Here is a 16,701-nt window from a genome sequence, read left to right on the forward strand (position 1 = left end):
ATGATCGAAGCTGCGCCGGGGCAGACGGAGGCCAACCGACCGCTACCTGCCAGCCACCGGAAGCTCTCCTTCTCAATCGGCGCAGACGGGCCGCCCGCTGGTTTGGCGATCCAGGAAGATGCCATCTATCACCCCAAGGATCGTTCCATCCTACTCATCCAGAGCCATGACAGCGTGCAGATATTCACCCCGACCGCCTTGCGAGCGCAGCCCAGTCGTGTCCTGGATCGCCAGAACATGACGGCCCGGGCAACGTTCGGCCGTCCGTGCGGCTGCCTGCATCTCAGTGCTGCTGACCGCCTCTTTGCGCAGAAGCGGCGTCAGGCGACTCTTTCCAGCCCGCGTGCCGCCTAACCGGCGCACACGCAACCTCCGCCTCCCAAACGCAACGAGACGCTCAGAAGAAAGGCGCCCCTATTCCACGCGACGCTCGTCAAACCGTCCCAGCCGAACTCAATGCTATCCTGCTCCGCAACAAGACGCCACGGAATCAGACGCTTTTCCCTTCTTCAGCATCGATGTGTGAATACGGTAGCCTTCGCCGGTGAGGTGCACCAACAATGGGTGCTTCACAAAACTGCATTTTGGTGCGCCCCTTGGGATCGCGGCGATTACTCCCGCCCGGGAAAATCGGGATACGGGCAGCCCTTGTCGGAGCAGGTGTAGAGGCGCTCCATCGTGAGCACGGCGCCGCACCGCGGGCAGATCTCTCCGATGGTTTGGCGCCTAGGAGGGATATAGTCATCCGGCTTATCGTCGCTGCCGCTTACCCCCTGCTTACCGAAGCGATTTCTAGAGCACTCAATCGTGCACCAAGGTTGCGATATTTCCAGCGCGGTGAGCGCGCCGGGACTCGGAACTCAGGATTCCGCGAGAAAAAATCATGTGCTCAGCTGGATAAAGCATGTCCATGTCGAAACAACCGCGAGTCTGTGCAGATAACAAAAGCTACCTTTACGGTATGATTCGCGGTTTGTCAGTAGTGGTGTTGTGCGCGGGAAAGACGGGGCACCTAGCCGTGTAACGGACTTATGGGGGTCGATCGCCGGAGGCACTCGCGTTCGGGGCTGCCGCTTTCGCTGCACCGCTATCACTGCCCCAAACGCGGGTGCCTTGTTAACCGGTCTCACGACTGCACTCGGCCCCGGGGCCCACCGCTGACGCGATGGCCGCAATGCTGCCCCTCCTGCGGGTGCGTTCTCTGCCTTCGCTCCGCTGCGGTCTCATTGTTCACAACGTGCGAGCTGGCCAGTTATCAGTGAGCAAGGGTCGAACTTGCGCTAGCGGGGACATGATCGAGGGAAACCACGCGCCCTTACACTCAGCGCATCATTTTGCCGGTTAGGGATTGTCTCTGAATTTCTTGGGACGTCACGCAGATCTGGTCCGTCGCGGAGATGCGCTTGGTCGTCGGACCTGAAGCTGGGACAAAGGTCTCCTTTTTCGCCGACGCTGTTGAACAGTTCAGTCTCGTCGATCAGGTGTTCGACCACGATGTGGACGATTCGGCTGGCGGCGATTTATTCTGCAACTGCAGTAAATTGCAGATCTTGGGTGCCTTGTTGACCCGAATCCGCTAGGTGTCGTCAGATGGCTGGGCTCTTTTCCCGGCGCCCTCAGTGATACGCGAGCCGAAATCTTTGCCCTCAGTCCTTCGTATTTCCCGCAGCTCTGTGCAGCGGAAGACGACTGCACCAAAATCCACCACCGCACCAAAGAAGCCGTCTCCACGCAAGAAGATCTTGGGTGCGCCTAAAAAGGCATCGGCTGCGAGGCTTGCCGTATCCTCCGCATCGCCACTGGGACTTTTGGCACTGCACCTCGTAGAACGGTGGCAAGGGGCTGGTCGAAGCGGCCTCGTATATCTCGCCGAGAACGAGCGCAGAGCCGAGCGGTTAGCGTCCATCATTCTGGTTCTCGAGCCGGCGTGTGATGTGCTCGTTTATCCACGACTGAACACCTTGCCATTCGATCTGCTCGAGCCGTCGCGTGACATCGCCGGCAGACGAAGTTCCGTGTTGAGGCGTCTTGCGCGCGCAAAGAGGCCGATCCTGCTGATCACGACCGTGGAGGCGCTGATGGAGCGCCTTCCGCTGCCGGCGGACTGGTCGGGGATCGGCATGCTGCTGCGGGTCGGCGACGCCTATTCTGAGCGGCAGTTCGAATCGCGCTTTGGTGCGCTCGGATATGACCTGGATGACAGCCCGGACTATCCCGGCGGGGTGCTGTTTCACGGAAACACGTTCGAGATTTTTCCTGCCGGCGCGCGCGGCCCGTTCAGGGTCGAGCATTCCGGGGGCAGGATATGGCGGATTGCTGCCTTCAATCCGTTGAATCAGGAGGTGATCTCCGAGCTCAAGCAGCTTCAGATCGATCCGATGTCCGAGCGGCTTGCGTTCAAGGAACGAGCCCGGAACAAAGCCACTCTGTTCGATTACTGCGCGCGAGCCAAGTGGATTGCCGATGCGGAGGTCCCCAAGCACGCGGACACGTGGCTGAGCACGATCGAGGACGCGGCTTCCCGCGCTGAGCGTGATCGTGCGTATGTGAGCCGTCGCGAATGGGACCAAGCGGCGAAGAGGATCGCTCTGCTGTCGACGACAGCGCCATACCGAGCAACGCCGGAGTTCTTCAAGGAAGCCGCGCCCCGAAAGACGCTGCGCGCTTTTGTCGAGGAAGCCCAGCGTCGAGACGCGCGTCTCGTGTTTGCTGCTGCGGTCGAGGCGGATCTGCGGCTGATGGCCGCGATGAGCGGGGTCAAAGCCGAACGTGCCGCTGATTGGGCGCAGGCAACCGCCAGGGGCCGGAGAGAAGCCGCGTTGCTGGCCGGCTTCGACGCCGGCTTTGTCGTTCACGGGCGGAAACCAATTGTCGTCATCACCGCGTCCGACGTTTTCGGGAGCAGGGCGCATCAGCCGCAGCCCACGAATTGGGCCTGGACGCCTGGCTTCGAAGCCGTGGACCTGCCCGAGCTTGGGTCGGTGGTCGTTCATCTGCAACGTGGATTGGCCCGGCTTGGCGGATTGCGGTCGATGGGCAGTGCCGGAGTCTCTGCTCGTGAGATGGCTCGGCTGGTGTTTGCCGAGAACGATGCCATTCTGGTGCCTCTTGGGGAGTTGGCCTTGATCTGGCCCTACGCGGCTGAACTCGGCGACACCTCTCTCGACAAGGCCGATGGCAGCTCATGGCGGCCACGGCGCGCCGCGGCCGAGACCGAGATCCATGTCGTCGCCAAGGAGGTCGCAAAGCAGATGAGCCAGCGCCGGCGGCGGCCGGCCCCGAAGCTTGTGCCGCGGCCTGCGAGCTATGAGAAATTCGTCGCGCGGTTTCCGTATTTCACCACCCCGGACCAGGCCAAGGCCATCCGCGACGTTCTCAATGATCTCGCGTCGGGGCACCCGATGGACCGCATCGTCTGCGGCGATGTCGGCTTCGGCAAGACCGAGGTCGCGTTGCGCGCCGCTGCGGCTGCCGTCCTGGCGGGAAAGCAGGTTGCAATCGTCGTTCCGACCACGGTGTTGGCGCGACAGCATGTCGAGACGTTCCGCAAACGCTTTGCGACGCTCGGCATCGACGTCGGAAACCTGTCACGGATTGCGTCGACGGCCGAGGCGCGCAAGGTGCGCGAAGGATTGAAGAGCGGTGAGCTCAAAGTCGTCGTCGGAACACTGTCGCTGGCCGCCAAGGAGATCAAGTTTGCCGATCTTGGCCTGATCATCATCGACGAAGAGCAGCATTTCGGTGCGGCTGACAAGGCCATGCTGTCCGGTCTCAACAAGAACGGTCACAGGCTCTGGATGAGCGCGACGCCCATCCCACGCACGCTCGCCGCGGGCTTGACCGGCCTGCGGGATCTCAGCGTGATTGCGACGCCGCCGGTTCATCGTGTTCCGGTCGTGACCAAGGTGGCGCCGCTTTCCGACATTGGGATCGCCGCTGCCCTGGTGCGCGAGCAGCGACGCAACGGCCAGAGTTTCGTGATCTGCCCGAGAATTCAGGATCTGGATCCGATGCTGGCCCGGATCCACGCGTTGGCGCCCGAGCTTCGGATCATTGCGATTCACGGCAGGTTGCCTACAGACGAGATCGACGAAAGGCTGATGAAATTCGTCGAAGGCAGTGCGGACGTCTTGCTCGCGACCAATATCGTCGAAAGCGGTCTCGATATCCCGCGGGCCAACACCATCGTCGTATGCTGGCCTGAAAAATTTGGCTTGGCGCAGCTGCATCAGCTCCGCGGTCGGGTAGGGCGGGGCGGCATTCGCGCGTTCGCGCATTTCCTGACGGAGGGCGGTTCCGACCGGTCGGAGAAGCGGCTGTCCGTTATCGAGGAGCTGAACCGCCCAGGCGCCGGCTTTGCGATCAGCGCGCGTGATCTCGACCTGCGCGGCGGCGGCGACATGCTGTCGGATCGGCAGTCCGGCCACGTGCAGGTGTTCGGCCCGACTCTCTATGGCCATCTGCTGACCCTGGCGCTCGAGGGCGACCGCGAAGGGATGTCCGCTCTTTGGGTTCCGGAGCTGAACCTCCCCATCGCCGAGCTGCTTCCGTCGGATTATGTGCAGTCCGAGGCGCTCAGGCTCGAGATCTACGCGCGCGCCGCGCGGTGCCGAACGGATGACGAGCTCGAAGAACTCGAGGATGAAACGCAACGCCGCTTCGGCACTCTGCCACCGGCGGCCTGCGACTTTTTCGCTGTGGCCAGGCTCAGGGTGAATTGCAGGGAGCGCGGGATCATGCGTCTCGATGTCGGGCCGGAGGCGATTGCGGCCATGCTGCTTCCGGGGCGGATTCGAAAATCGTGCTCACGCCTGCTGCAGCGCGATGGCAATCGGCTCATCTATGCCGAGCGCGGCGGCGAGCCTCCCTTGAGAAGGATCGAACGGTTTCTGGACCTCCTGGACGAATAGCGGATGACACGCGAGTCCATTTGTGGCGTTACGTGATAGACTAGGCGCCCTGCGGATCGCAGGGAAGTGTTTGAATGGATGGCCAAGGGAGGCAAACGTCCCCTCGTCTTTGGACAGGAAAGGAGAATGGCTCGGTCTATCCGGTATTCAAACCGGGCGGGGTGCTGATCAATCCAACATAACTGTCGTCGGACGGAAAGCTATGGCTCCAATTTGGGGCCCTTGAGAACAAGCCGATATTCGGATCGATGGATGCTCGACGCAAGCTGCTGGAGCGGTTCAACGCAATCAAGGGGGCGGACCTTCGCGAAGCTGATCTGTCGAAATACCCGTCAATTTCATTGAGGAAGATCGCACAGGACCCTGCGGGCAGAGCCAGCTTGATAGCGGCCTTGAAATGGATGGAGGAACAAATCTACCCATCCAACGAGCTTGCCGAGCTGGGATGACAAGCCTCGCGCTTGGGCGCCGGCAAAGCCGACCTCGTGCTCGAGACGGCATGTCGAGGATGCATTCCGCCAACATGCGGAAGCGGCCTCCGTCGGTCCAGCTTATCATCAACCCAGCGATCCAGGTCTCGGTCTGATTGACCGAGACGAGCGATATCAGGGAGCAACTGCTGAGGAAGGACCGTGCACTCTTCGAGGTCACGGGACATGGCGACAACCGGCGGCCATACCGAGGGGCGCATTCTCACGACGGGCACGCAGACTTGTCAGCGGCCCGGAATTGGCGTCTGCTTGCTTGGACAACCCGTCGGAGGCGTGATCAGTGTCAAACGCACTCGTCGTCCGTGAGACCCATCTCCCCCGATCCCTCGATGGGCGCGCAGCGCAATATGTCCGCATGTCCACGGACTATCAGCGGTACTCAATCCAAAATCAGGCTGCAGCGATCGCGGCTTACGCGCATGCCCAGGGACTTGCGATCGTCAAGACCTATGCTGACCATGGTGAGAGCGGTCTCAAGATCAAGAACAGACCGGGACTTGCCAAGCTGATCGAGGATGTCAGCAATGGACGCGCCGAGTTCAACCACATCCTCGTCTATGACATTAGCCGGTGGGGGCGGTTCCAGGACGCCGACGAAGCTGCACACTACGAGTTTATCTGCAAGCAAGCCGGGATCAGTGTCAACTATTGCGCCGAGCAGTTCGACAACGATGGCAGCATGCTCTCTAACATCGTCAAGAACCTCAAAAGGGTCATGGCCGCCGAATACAGCCGTGAACTGTCGGTCAAGGTGCATACGGGTATTTGCCGCTTTGTTCGACTTGGATTCTTGCCCGGCGGGCCCATTGGCTACGGCCTTGAACGCGTTCTGGTCGACGAGCGCGTTCAGCCGAAGAGGGTCATGGGAAAGGGAGAACGGAAATATCTTCAGACCGATCATATTCGTCTGCGGCCTGGCGATGCACACGAGGTCGCCATTGTGAGGCGGATCTTCGCTCGCTTCCTTCAGGTGAAGTCCGAGAACGCCATCGCAAAGGAATTCAATCGCAACCGGGTATGGTGCCGAGGGAAGCCCTGGAGAGCCCCCACGATCAGCCGCATGCTGCGAAACGAAAGTTACGTCGGCAATCTGGTCTATAACCGGCAGTCAAGCAAGCTGGGCGGTGAGCGTATCAACAATCCCCCGAACCTATGGGTCCGTGCTGAACATTGCTTTGAACCTATCGTTTCGAATGACGTCTTTCTTGCTGTTCAGAAAATCATGAAAGAGAGGCGCGTCGACATCAGTGAAGAGGAGATGCTGCTCCGTCTGAAGAAGACATTGAAGAAGGAGGGGCGTCTCACCCCGACGATCATCAACGCAACGGCCGAGCTACCGTCCGCCCGAACCTTTGTTGATCATTTTGGGACTTTGCGAAACGCCTATAGGCTGATTGGATATCAGTCGCAGCGACGCTGTGAGTACATGGACATCCGTCAGGAGTGGGTTGAGCCACTCTCAGCTCTCGCCATACGCATTTGCCAAAGGATGGAAAAAGAAGGATGCGGCGCAAACCTTCACAGCGTGAAAAGCCGTTGGATCAACGTCGGTGTTCCTGAGCAGCATCTGATTGTTGACAAGAAGTGGCAGATCTATTTTCGGGTGGCTTACTGGACGGCTGGAGCGCGGCCGGGATTTTCTCCCTTTTGGACGGTCTCGTGTCGACGTCTACCGGTCGGGTGGATCGTAGCAATCCGGCTAGATGAACATAATAGGGCCATTCTCGACTACGTCCTGATGCCAACGGTTCCAAACGACAGCAACATGATCAGATTCCGTGAACATGGGCGTGCCGATCATGGCATCGCCTACTTCAAGACGGAAAGTGAACTTACCCGGGCGCTGGTCCGCCTGCTTACCAAGGACAGGCGTGTCGTGCGAACAATGCAGCGACAGCGGTCCCGATCAGTGAAAACATCCCGATCCGCCGGAAAGGGCGCTGGCGCACGGCTTCGATAGAGCGCAAGTAGAGATACGCTCCAAGGAACGGTCCGTAGTTGCGTCGGAAATCGCCGTTCATTTTGGAGATTTGAACAAGGTCGGATGCCGGATCTGATTGTTCGGCCATCACTGTCTCCCGAGTTGAGCCAGCACCTTATTAACCACTGATTTGCCCGACGGCGCAAGGCAAAATTCCGTTTAGGCGAAATTTGGTTCGACGGTTACGGCTGCCCAGGTGAGGCGATCTCCTCCGAACCCGCGCGGGCCGCCTCCTCCGGAGCAAAGCGAATGCGGACGGACCGGTAGACGGTTGGTGCGCTCATGGCCTCCTAGAGGAAGAGTGCAGGCCGAGTTGGCCGTGACGGGTTGGAAGCGGCGAGAGAGTTTTGCCGCGCCCGTCGCGGAGATCCGCGATGCAGGAACGGAGAGTTGGAGCGAGTGCCGGTGAGGGCCGGACGAGCCTCTATGAGGAGATTACGAGCAAGATCATCAGCGAGCTGGAGGCGGGCCGCGTGCCTTGGGTCCAGCCATGGGGGACGGAGGCGACGAAGGCTCAGTTGGCGTTGCCCAGGAATGCGAACACGGGGCGGCCGTACTCGGGAATCAACGTGCTGATCCTCTGGGGGGCCGTGATCGAGCGCGGGTTTACCGGCCAGAGCTGGCTGACGTTTCGGCAGGCGCTGTCGGTGGGGGGCCATGTGCGTAAGGGTGAGCGTGGTGTTACGGTCGTCTATGCCGATCGCTTTGTGCCGTCGGATGAGCGGCAGCGTGCCCGCGAGACCGGTGAAGACGTGCAGGCCATTCCGTTTCTGAAGCGGTTTACGGTCTTCAACACCGATCAATGCGATGGTCTACCAGAGGATATCGCGGCAGCGGCGCCGCTTTCACCGCGAGGAACCATCGAGCCTGTGGTCGAGTCCCTCATCACGACTACTGGCGTCGACTTCCGGATCGGGGGTGATCGTGCGTTTTATGCACCTACGGAAGATTTCGTGCAGGTGCCGCCACCGGCTGCGTTCTTCGAACCGATCAACTGGCACCGCACGGCTTTGCATGAGCTCGCCCATGCGAGTGGCCACCCGGCGCGACTGAACCGCGATCTCTCGGGCCGGTTCGGCAGCGGCAAATACGCCTTCGAAGAACTGATCGCGGAAATCGCAGCCGCCTTCAGCTGCGCTGCGCTCGGCATCGTGCCGACCGTGCGGCACGCCGATTATATCGGCGCCTGGCTCGATGTCCTGCGCGAGGACAATCGCGCCATCGTCCGGGCGGCAAGCCAGGCGAGTCGCGTGGCCGACTATCTCCTCGGCTTTGCGCCGGAGGGGGCTGGCCTCGCTCGGCCGGCCGCACCGGATTGCGTCGCAGCTTGAGCGCGATCGCTTGGACGAACGGAAGAGAGGAAGAGGGCGAGAGGTGCTCTGCGACGGGTTGCAGGCCTGAGAGAGAGGCTCCGGGCCGCCCGTCGCGGAGATACAGGAATATGACCAAGGCTGCTCAGAAGATCACGCTGTCGCCCTCTCGGGACATTCCCTTCAACAAGCTCGTGCTCAGCCAGTCCAACGTCCGTCGGATCAAGGGCGGCGTGTCGATCGAGCAGCTCGCAGAGAGCATCGCCGAGCGGACGCTGTTGCAGAGCCTGAACGTTCGCGCCGTCCTCGATGAGGAGGGCAAAGAAACGGGCATGTACGAGGTGCCGGCCGGAGGCAGGCGCTTTCGGGCGCTCGAGCTACTGGTGAAGCAGAGGCGGATGGCGAAAACGCAGGCTGTGCCTTGCGTGGTGCGCGATGCCGGCTCGGCGCTAGACGACTCGCTCGCTGAAAATGACCAGCGTGTTGGTCTGCATCCCCTGGATCAGTTCCGCGCGTTCCAGTCCCTGCGCGACAGCGGCCTCGGCGAGGAGGAGATCGCGGCGCGGCATTTCGTGACGGTCGCGGTCGTCAAGCAGCGGCTGCGGCTGGCCGCGGTCTCGCCCACGCTGCTCGACGTGTATGCGGCCGATGGCATGACCCTCGAGCAGTTGATGGCGTTTTCGGTGACGACGGATCATGCGCGCCAGCAGGAGGTCTGGGACAAGGTCAGCCGCTCCGGTGGCGATACGCCCTACCAGATCCGCCGGCAGCTCACCGAACAGACGGTGAGGGCGTTCGACCGCAGGGTTCAATTCATTGGGCTCGATGCTTACGAGGCCGCGGGCGGGGTCGTGCTGCGGGATCTGTTCGAGGCCGACGATGGCGGCTGGCTACAGGATGTCGCGCTGCTCGACCGGCTGGTGGCGGAAAAGCTCAAGACGGAAGCGGAACAGATTGGCGCCGAGGGCTGGAAGTGGATCGAGGCCGCGGTGGACTTTCTGTTCGGCCACACCCACGGCTTGCGCGAGCTCCGCGGAGAGCCGGCAGAGCTCACCGCTGACGAGCAGGCGGCTGTGGAAGCGCTGCAGGCGGAGCAGGCCAGACTGGAGGCCGAACACGGACAAGCTGACGAACTGCCCGAGGACGTCGATCGGCGTCTCGGTGAGATCGAGGCGGCGCTACAGTCCTTCGACGAGCGGCCCATGGTCTTCGACGCGGCTGAGATGGCGCGCGCCGGCGCGTTCGTCAGCATCGACTCCCAGGGCCAGTTGCGCGTCGGCCGCGGCTTCGTCCGTCCAGAGGATGAGGTCCCGGCGACCGGCGAGGGACCGGCCAGCGAAGCCGGTGTCGACGGTGATCATGGCGCGGGCAATCCAGATCTGGAGGCTAGGGCGGCGGCGCCGACAATCGTCGTCGGTCGCGGCGAGCACGAGGGCGCGGACGACGACACTGATGATGTCGAGCGGCCGCTACCCGACCGCCTCGTGGGCGAACTCTCGGCCTATCGCACGCTCGCCCTTCGTGAGGCGCTCGGTCGAGAGCCATCCATCGCATTCCAGGCGGTGCTGCACGGTTTCGTGCTCGCGACGTTCTATCCGTTTGGCTCAGCGCTCAACTGCCTGGAGATATCGCTGTGCACCCCGTGCTTCCCGGCGCAGCCGCCGGGCCTGGAGGACAGTGCGCCGGCAAAGGCGATCGCCGCCCGTCACGCGGCGTGGAAGGCGAGACTGCCAAACAGCGACAAGGAACTCTGGGCGGCTCTGACGGCAATGGACGGGACTGCCCAGGCCGAGCTGTTCGCACATTGCGCCGCGCAGGCAGTGAACGCGATTATCGAGCCGGCCAACCGAGTGCATCAAGGCCGCCTGTCAGCCCATGGCGTTCGTGGACGCCTCGATCAGGCCGATCGTCTGTCGCGTGCCGTCGGCCTGGATATGGTCCGCGCCGGCTGGAAGCCCTCGGTCGACAACTATCTCGGTCGTGTCACCAAGCACCGCATCCTGCAAGCGGTTCGCGAAGCGAAGGGCGAGGCTTCGGTGCAGCTGATCGAGCATCTCAAGAAGCCGGACATGGCGCGCGAAGCCGAGCGACTGCTCGAGGGCAGCCGTTGGTTGCCGGAGCCATTGCGCGGCTCGGAGGTCGAGATGACGCAGACGGTCGAGGGGGGCGATGCCGATAGCCTCCCCGCCTTCCTCAGCGAAGATGACGAGGCGACAGAAGGCGCTGACGAGGTCGAGGAGATCGTCGCTACTGAATAATCAGCCTTGCCGATACGGCTGAGCGCCAACCTGAAAAAACCCAAAATGAAGCCCGGCCAGATCGGCCGGGCTTTTGCATTGAGGGTGCCGTCTGGTCGACCGGGTCGAGAGGGAGAGAGGCGGAGCAGCGCGGGTGAGGCCGCCGGATCAGAGAGAGCGTTCGGCGGAACTCCTGCGCATTCCGCTCTCCTTGAAGGTTCCTCGACATGATCACCGAGACGAATTGCACTGCGGCGCCCTTTGCGTTGCTTGCGCGCTCAAAGGCCGTCCTTCGTGCAGCCGAGCTGCTGCTGCCAGGACTTGCCCGCGGCGAGCGTATCGATGCGAGATGCCTGCGTCGTGCCATGCAGACTGCGTTCGGCGGCAGCGATGCCGATGGCAGCTGGGATTGGAAGACAGCGTACGAGGCCTGTGAGATCGCCGCGGTCCTATTCTTGACCAAGTACGGTCCGGCGATGATCAAGGCCAGTAGCGGCATGCCCACCGCGATGCTGCCGATGGTCGCAAAGGTCGCGGCTCTTCTGCCGAGCCATACCAGGCGCTCGCTCGAGAGTCAGAGCTTTCAGCAGTTCTCGACACCGCTGCCATTGGCACTCGCGGCAGTCGCGGCAGCGCAGGTAACAGCGGCCGATCGTGTGCTGGAGCCCTCGGCAGGGACGGGGAGCCTGGCCGTCTTTGCGGAGCTTGCCGACGGTTCGCTCCTGCTCAATGAGCTCGCCGCAAGCCGCGCCGCTTTGCTCGATCTGGTGTTTACGGGTCTGACCGTCACCCGCTTCGATGCCGCACAGATCGATGATCATCTCGATGCGGCCATCGTTCCGAGCGTGGTCTTGATGAACCCGCCGTTCTCGGCGACCGCGAACGTGGATCGTCCCCAGGTCGATACGACGTTGCGCCATGTGTCCTCGGCGCTCGCACGGCTTGGAGAGGGTGGGCGACTGGTCGCGATCACCGCTGCCAGCTTTGCGCAGGACAATCCGACCTGGACGGATACCTTCGTGCATCTGCAGGAGCGCGGCTGTCTGGTGTTTTCAGCTGCGATCGATGGCGCCGTCTATGCGCGGCAGGGGACGACGACGGCCACACGGATGCTCGTGATCGACAAGCAGCGGGCGACGGACCCTCGGGTGTTTCCGCAGTCGGCCGGAATGGCACCTGACGTCAAAACCTTGCTTGGCTGGATCACGGCGCTCGTGCCGCCGCGACTGCCGATGGCTGGCCAGTTCGTGGCTCAGGCGGGCCAGCAAGCTCGTTCTCGTTCGAGAGAGCGACAGGCTCTGAATTCTGCGTGCTCCTCTTCACCGTCCAGCTCGTCCGAGCCTGAGGGCCGCGAGCTTGCCTACGAGCTCGTGGACGCTGTGGCTGATGAAGAACCCCGGCTGACCGATGCGCTTTACGAGACGTATCAGCTGCAGTCGATCCGAATTCCAGGCGCGAGGCCTCATCCCACGAAGCTCGTGCAATCGGCCGCGATGGCCTCCGTCGCGCCGCCTAAGCCGTCCTATGTACCGCATCTGCCAGCCAGGATCGTCGCCGATGGAGTGCTGTCCGACGCGCAGCTCGAGAGCATCATCTATGCAGGCGACGCGCATGGCGGCTTTCTTGCCGGGTTCTGGACCGTCGACGCGACCTTCGATCATGTCCGCGCGGCCAGCGAGGACGCCGAGGGAGCGGTCCGCTTCCGGCGCGGCTGGTTCCTCGGCGATGGCACCGGCGCGGGAAAGGGCCGCCAGGTCGCGGGCATCCTGCTCGATAATTGGCTGAAGGGCCGGCGCCGGGCGATCTGGGTCAGCAAGTCCGACAAGCTGATCGAGGACGCACAGCGCGACTGGGCGGCGCTCGGCATGGAGCGGCTGCAGGTCACGCCGCTGTCGCGCTTCCGCCAGGGCGCGCTGATCCGGCTGGGTGAAGCCATCCTTTTTACCACCTACGCCACGCTACGGACCGACGAGAAGGCCGAGAAGCTTTCGCGCGTCCGTCAGATCGTCGACTGGGTGGGACGGGACTTCGATGGCGTGATCATCTTCGACGAGAGCCATGCGATGCAGAATGCCGCAGGCAACAAGGGCGATCGGGGCGAGCAGGCGGCTTCACAGCAGGGCCGCGCCGGCCTGAGGCTGCAGCACGCGCTGCCCAATGCTCGCGTCGTCTACGTCTCGGCGACTGGTGCGACCACCGTCCATAATCTCGCCTATGCCCAGCGGCTCGGATTGTGGGGCGGCGCGGACTTCCCATTTGCGACGCGGGCGGATTTCGTGGCGGCGATCGAGGAGGGCGGGGTCGCGGCGATGGAGGTGATGGCCAGGGACCTCAAGGCCCTCGGCCTCTATGCAGCGAGGTCGCTGTCCTTCGAGGGCGTCGAATACGAGTTGCTCGAGCATCGACTCACGGACGAGCAGGTCAGGGTCTACGACGCCTACGCCGGGGCATTCGCGGTCATTCACACCAATCTCGAGGCGGCGATGCGCGCGGCCAACATCACCAGAGCAACCGGTACGCTCAATGCCCAAGCCAAGTCGGCGGCTCGTTCGGCCTTCGAATCGGCCAAGCAGCGGTTCTTCGGACACCTGCTAACCTCGATGAAGACGCCGACGCTGATCAATGCGATCAAGCGTGATCTCGACGCCGGCTATGCCGCGGTCATTCAGATCGTTTCCACCGGTGAAGCCTTGATGGAGCGGCGGCTGGCGGAGATCCCGACCGAGGACTGGGGCGATGTCCAGGTCGACATCACGCCGCGCGAATACGTCCTCGACTATCTCGCCCATTCCTTCCCAGTCCAACTCTACGAGCCGTTCACCGATGGCGAGGGCAATCTGCTGTCGCGTCCCGTTACTCGCGACGGTCAGCCGGTCGAGAGCCGCGAGGCCGTCGCGCGGCGAGATGAGATGATCGAGCATCTCGCGTCGCTTCCGCCGGTGCCGGGCACCCTCGACCAGATTGTTCAGCGCTTCGGCACGGACGAGGTCGCTGAGGTCACGGGCCGGTCGCGACGGATCATCCGCATCCGCGACCGGATGGCTGTTGAAACAAGACCGGCATCCAGCAACCTCGCTGAGACCGCAGCCTTCATGGATGACAAGAAGCGCATCCTGGTGTTCTCGGACGCTGGCGGCACCGGCCGTAGCTACCACGCCGAGCTCTCGGCAAAGAACAAGCGGCTTCGGGTGCATTATTTGCTGGAGCCGGGCTGGAAGGCGGATGCCGCGATCCAGGGGCTTGGGCGGACCAACCGCACGAACCAGGCCCAGCCGCCGCTGTTTCGCCCGATCGCAACCGATGTGAAGGCTGAGAAGCGCTTTCTCTCGACGATCGCGCGCCGGCTCGACACGTTGGGCGCCATCACCCGTGGCCAGCGCCAGACCGGCGGACAGGGGCTCTTCCGCCCCGAGGATAATCTCGAAAGCCCGCACGCGCGCGATGCGCTGCGTCAGCTCTACGGCCTCCTGGCCCGCGGCCAGGTCGGCAGCTGCTCACTGCAGCGCTTCGAGCAGGCCACGGGATTGAAGCTGACCGACGAGAATGGTCTGCGTGACGAGCTGCCGCCGATCACGACGTTCCTCAACCGGCTGCTGGCACTGACGATCGAGCTGCAGAACATCCTGTTCACGGTGTTCGAGCAGTTGCTCGCGTCGCGGATCGAGGGCGCGATCGCGTCCGGGACTTACGATGCCGGCTTGGAGACGCTCCGAGCCGAGAGCTTCGTCGTCAAGGAACGGCGCACGATCTACACTCATCCCGCCACTGGCGCTGAAACTCATCTCGTCTCCATCGTCCAGCGCGAGCGTAACCGGCCAATGTCGCTGAACGAAGCCTTGGAGCGGCTGCTGCAGCGCCGATCCGTTCCGCTGCGCAATACCCGCTCCGGGCGGGCGGCGATCCAGGTGCCCGCGCCGAGCTGGCTGCTCGACGACGGCGAGATTGAGCCACGGGTCCATTTGATCGGACCGATGGAACGCCGCACTGTGCCGCTGGCCAAGCTGGTCGAGCATGATTGGGGCGAGACGGACCGTGAGCAGTTCAAGTCCGCCTGGAGCGCGGAGCTCGCGTCCATTCCGGAGTTTGCGACCACCACGATCTACCTGGTCACCGGCCTCCTACTGCCGATCTGGAAGCGGCTCCCTCACGAGTCGACGAGGGTCTACCGTCTCCAGATGGACGCCGGCGAGCGCATCATCGGTCGCAAGGTGCCGCTCGGTTGGGTTACAGCAGTGTCCACTGATGCGCCGGCGCTCGGTCCCGAGTACGCGTTCACGGCTCTGCTGCATGACGGCTGCGTCCTCGATCTCCAGGAGGGGCTGCAGCTACGGAGAGCGCGCGTCATGGGTGTCAATCGGATCGAGCTGTCGGGTTTCTCAGACGGCTTGAGGGATTGTCTCAGGGCCTGCGGACTGTTCGGCGAGATCATCTCGTGGAAGCTGCGGATGTTTGTGCCGACCGATGCAAGTGGCCCGGCGATCCTGGCCAGGGTTCTGGAGCGGTTTCCGATCGCTGACGTTCGTGGACGGGAGCCATCGTGACGGCAGGCGACGCGTCAGAACTGGCGCGCCGCCTCGCGCGTGAGGCCGAGGCGGTGTGCCGACATTATCTATCCAACGGCCGACGTGAGGGACGCTATTGGCTAGTCGGCGATATCAACAACACGCCCGGCCGCTCGCTGTTCGTGCGGCTACATGCCTCATCGAAGGGACCGGCTGGCAAATGGACCGATGCCGCGACCGGAGAACATGGTGATCTGCTCGACGTCATCGGAACGACGTGCGGCCTTCGTAGCTTTCGTGAGATTGCCAAGGAGGCGCGGCGGTTCCTGAAGCTGCCGGCCTTGCAACGTGAACCGCCGATCGATGCTGAGGCAGCCCGGCGTCCGCGCAACTCCACCAGAGCGGTTCGCCGGCTGTTTGGGATGGCGCAACCGCTGCCTGGTACGCTCGGCGAGGCCTATCTTGCTCATCGCGGGATCGATTTGAGCGTCAGCACTGACGCGCTGCGCTTCCATCCTCGCTGCTTTTATCGGCCGGACGGCGCCGCCGATGTCGAGACATGGCCAGCTCTGATTGCCGCCGTGACGGACCTCACGGGCCGCATGACCGGCGTCCATCGCACCTGGCTCGATCCTGAGGGCTTTGACGATCGCAGGCTCGGCAAGGCGCCGATCGATACGCCACGGCGGGCGATGGGCGATCTGCTCGGACATGCCGTTCGCTTCGGGACCGTCGACGATGTGCTCGCGGCTGGGGAGGGCATCGAGACCATGCTGTCGTTGCGCACGGTGCTGCCGACCTTGCCGGTAGCCGCAGCGCTCTCGGCCAACCATCTCGCGACGATGCTCTGGCCGGCCACTGTGCGCCGCCTCTATGTCGCTGTTGACGCTGATGCTGCGGGCAACAACGCGGCGAAAGCGTTGACGGCTCGTGCGCTGGACGCCGGCATCGAGGCGATCGCTTGGTGTCCCCGCCTGGAGGACTTCAACGAAGATCTGCGCGCCTTCGGAGGGACCAAGCTCCGGGACGTCTTGCGCCAACAGCTGCTGCGTGACGACGTCGAGCGTTTCGCGGGCACGATCCCGGAGTAGACCGTCGCTCGACAGTGGAGCGTCGCACGGCACTCACCGCACTGGCAGGGGCAAGAGGATCTCGCCAGAGCTCCGAGAGCGGCGCCGGGGCCTTCTTCAGAAGCGATCGGACGGCAGGCGGTCCGGTCCGGCAATGGCGGTGCGCAGCTATTTTCCGCCGGCCCGAAGGCGGGCCTTTG

Annotated in this window: 9 protein-coding genes; all 9 read left to right on the forward strand. The window is 63.1% G+C overall.

Features of this window, described 5'->3' with window-relative positions; genetic code table 11:
- The 9 genes from QX108_RS23725 (at nt 1) to QX108_RS23765 (ending at nt 16,522) form a co-directional block, all read left to right on the forward strand.
- Nucleotides 1–354, forward strand: coding sequence for a hypothetical protein (locus QX108_RS23725; RefSeq protein ID WP_315783201.1), 354 nt, complete (start codon nt 1–3; stop codon nt 352–354).
- A 1,049-nt stretch (nt 355–1,403) separates the two neighbouring features.
- On the forward strand, nt 1,404–1,580 hold the full coding sequence (locus QX108_RS23730; protein ID WP_315799608.1) for a hypothetical protein: 177 nt from the start codon (nt 1,404–1,406) through the stop codon (nt 1,578–1,580).
- Nucleotides 1,581–2,078: 498 nt separating this feature from the next.
- A complete protein-coding gene (locus QX108_RS23735) occupies nt 2,079–4,910 on the forward strand; it encodes a DEAD/DEAH box helicase (RefSeq protein WP_315783565.1) in 2,832 nt (943 codons plus the stop codon).
- Nucleotides 4,911–5,158: 248 nt separating this feature from the next.
- Nucleotides 5,159–5,359, forward strand: coding sequence for a hypothetical protein (locus tag QX108_RS23740; protein ID WP_315783203.1), 201 nt, complete (start codon nt 5,159–5,161; stop codon nt 5,357–5,359).
- A 322-nt stretch (nt 5,360–5,681) separates the two neighbouring features.
- Nucleotides 5,682–7,361, forward strand: a complete 1,680-nt coding sequence (locus QX108_RS23745; protein WP_315783205.1) for a recombinase family protein — start codon at nt 5,682–5,684, stop codon at nt 7,359–7,361.
- A 395-nt stretch (nt 7,362–7,756) separates the two neighbouring features.
- Nucleotides 7,757–8,713, forward strand: coding sequence for an ArdC family protein (locus QX108_RS23750; protein WP_315783207.1), 957 nt, complete (start codon nt 7,757–7,759; stop codon nt 8,711–8,713).
- Between the two features lie 110 nt (nt 8,714–8,823).
- Nucleotides 8,824–10,950, forward strand: coding sequence for a ParB/RepB/Spo0J family partition protein (locus QX108_RS23755; protein ID WP_315783208.1), 2,127 nt, complete (start codon nt 8,824–8,826; stop codon nt 10,948–10,950).
- Between the two features lie 206 nt (nt 10,951–11,156).
- Nucleotides 11,157–15,470 (forward strand): strawberry notch family protein, encoded by a 4,314-nt coding sequence (locus tag QX108_RS23760; protein ID WP_315783209.1) that lies wholly within the window; start codon nt 11,157–11,159, stop codon nt 15,468–15,470.
- Entirely contained in the window at nt 15,467–16,522 is a 1,056-nt protein-coding gene (locus QX108_RS23765; protein ID WP_315783210.1) for a toprim domain-containing protein, read from the forward strand. The genes QX108_RS23760 and QX108_RS23765 overlap by 4 nt, the downstream gene beginning before the upstream one ends.
- Nucleotides 16,523–16,701: the final 179 nt, after the last annotated feature.

The organism is Bradyrhizobium sp. SZCCHNR1002, assembly GCF_032381435.1.
Taxonomy (GTDB): Bacteria; Pseudomonadota; Alphaproteobacteria; order Rhizobiales; family Xanthobacteraceae; genus Bradyrhizobium; species Bradyrhizobium aeschynomenes.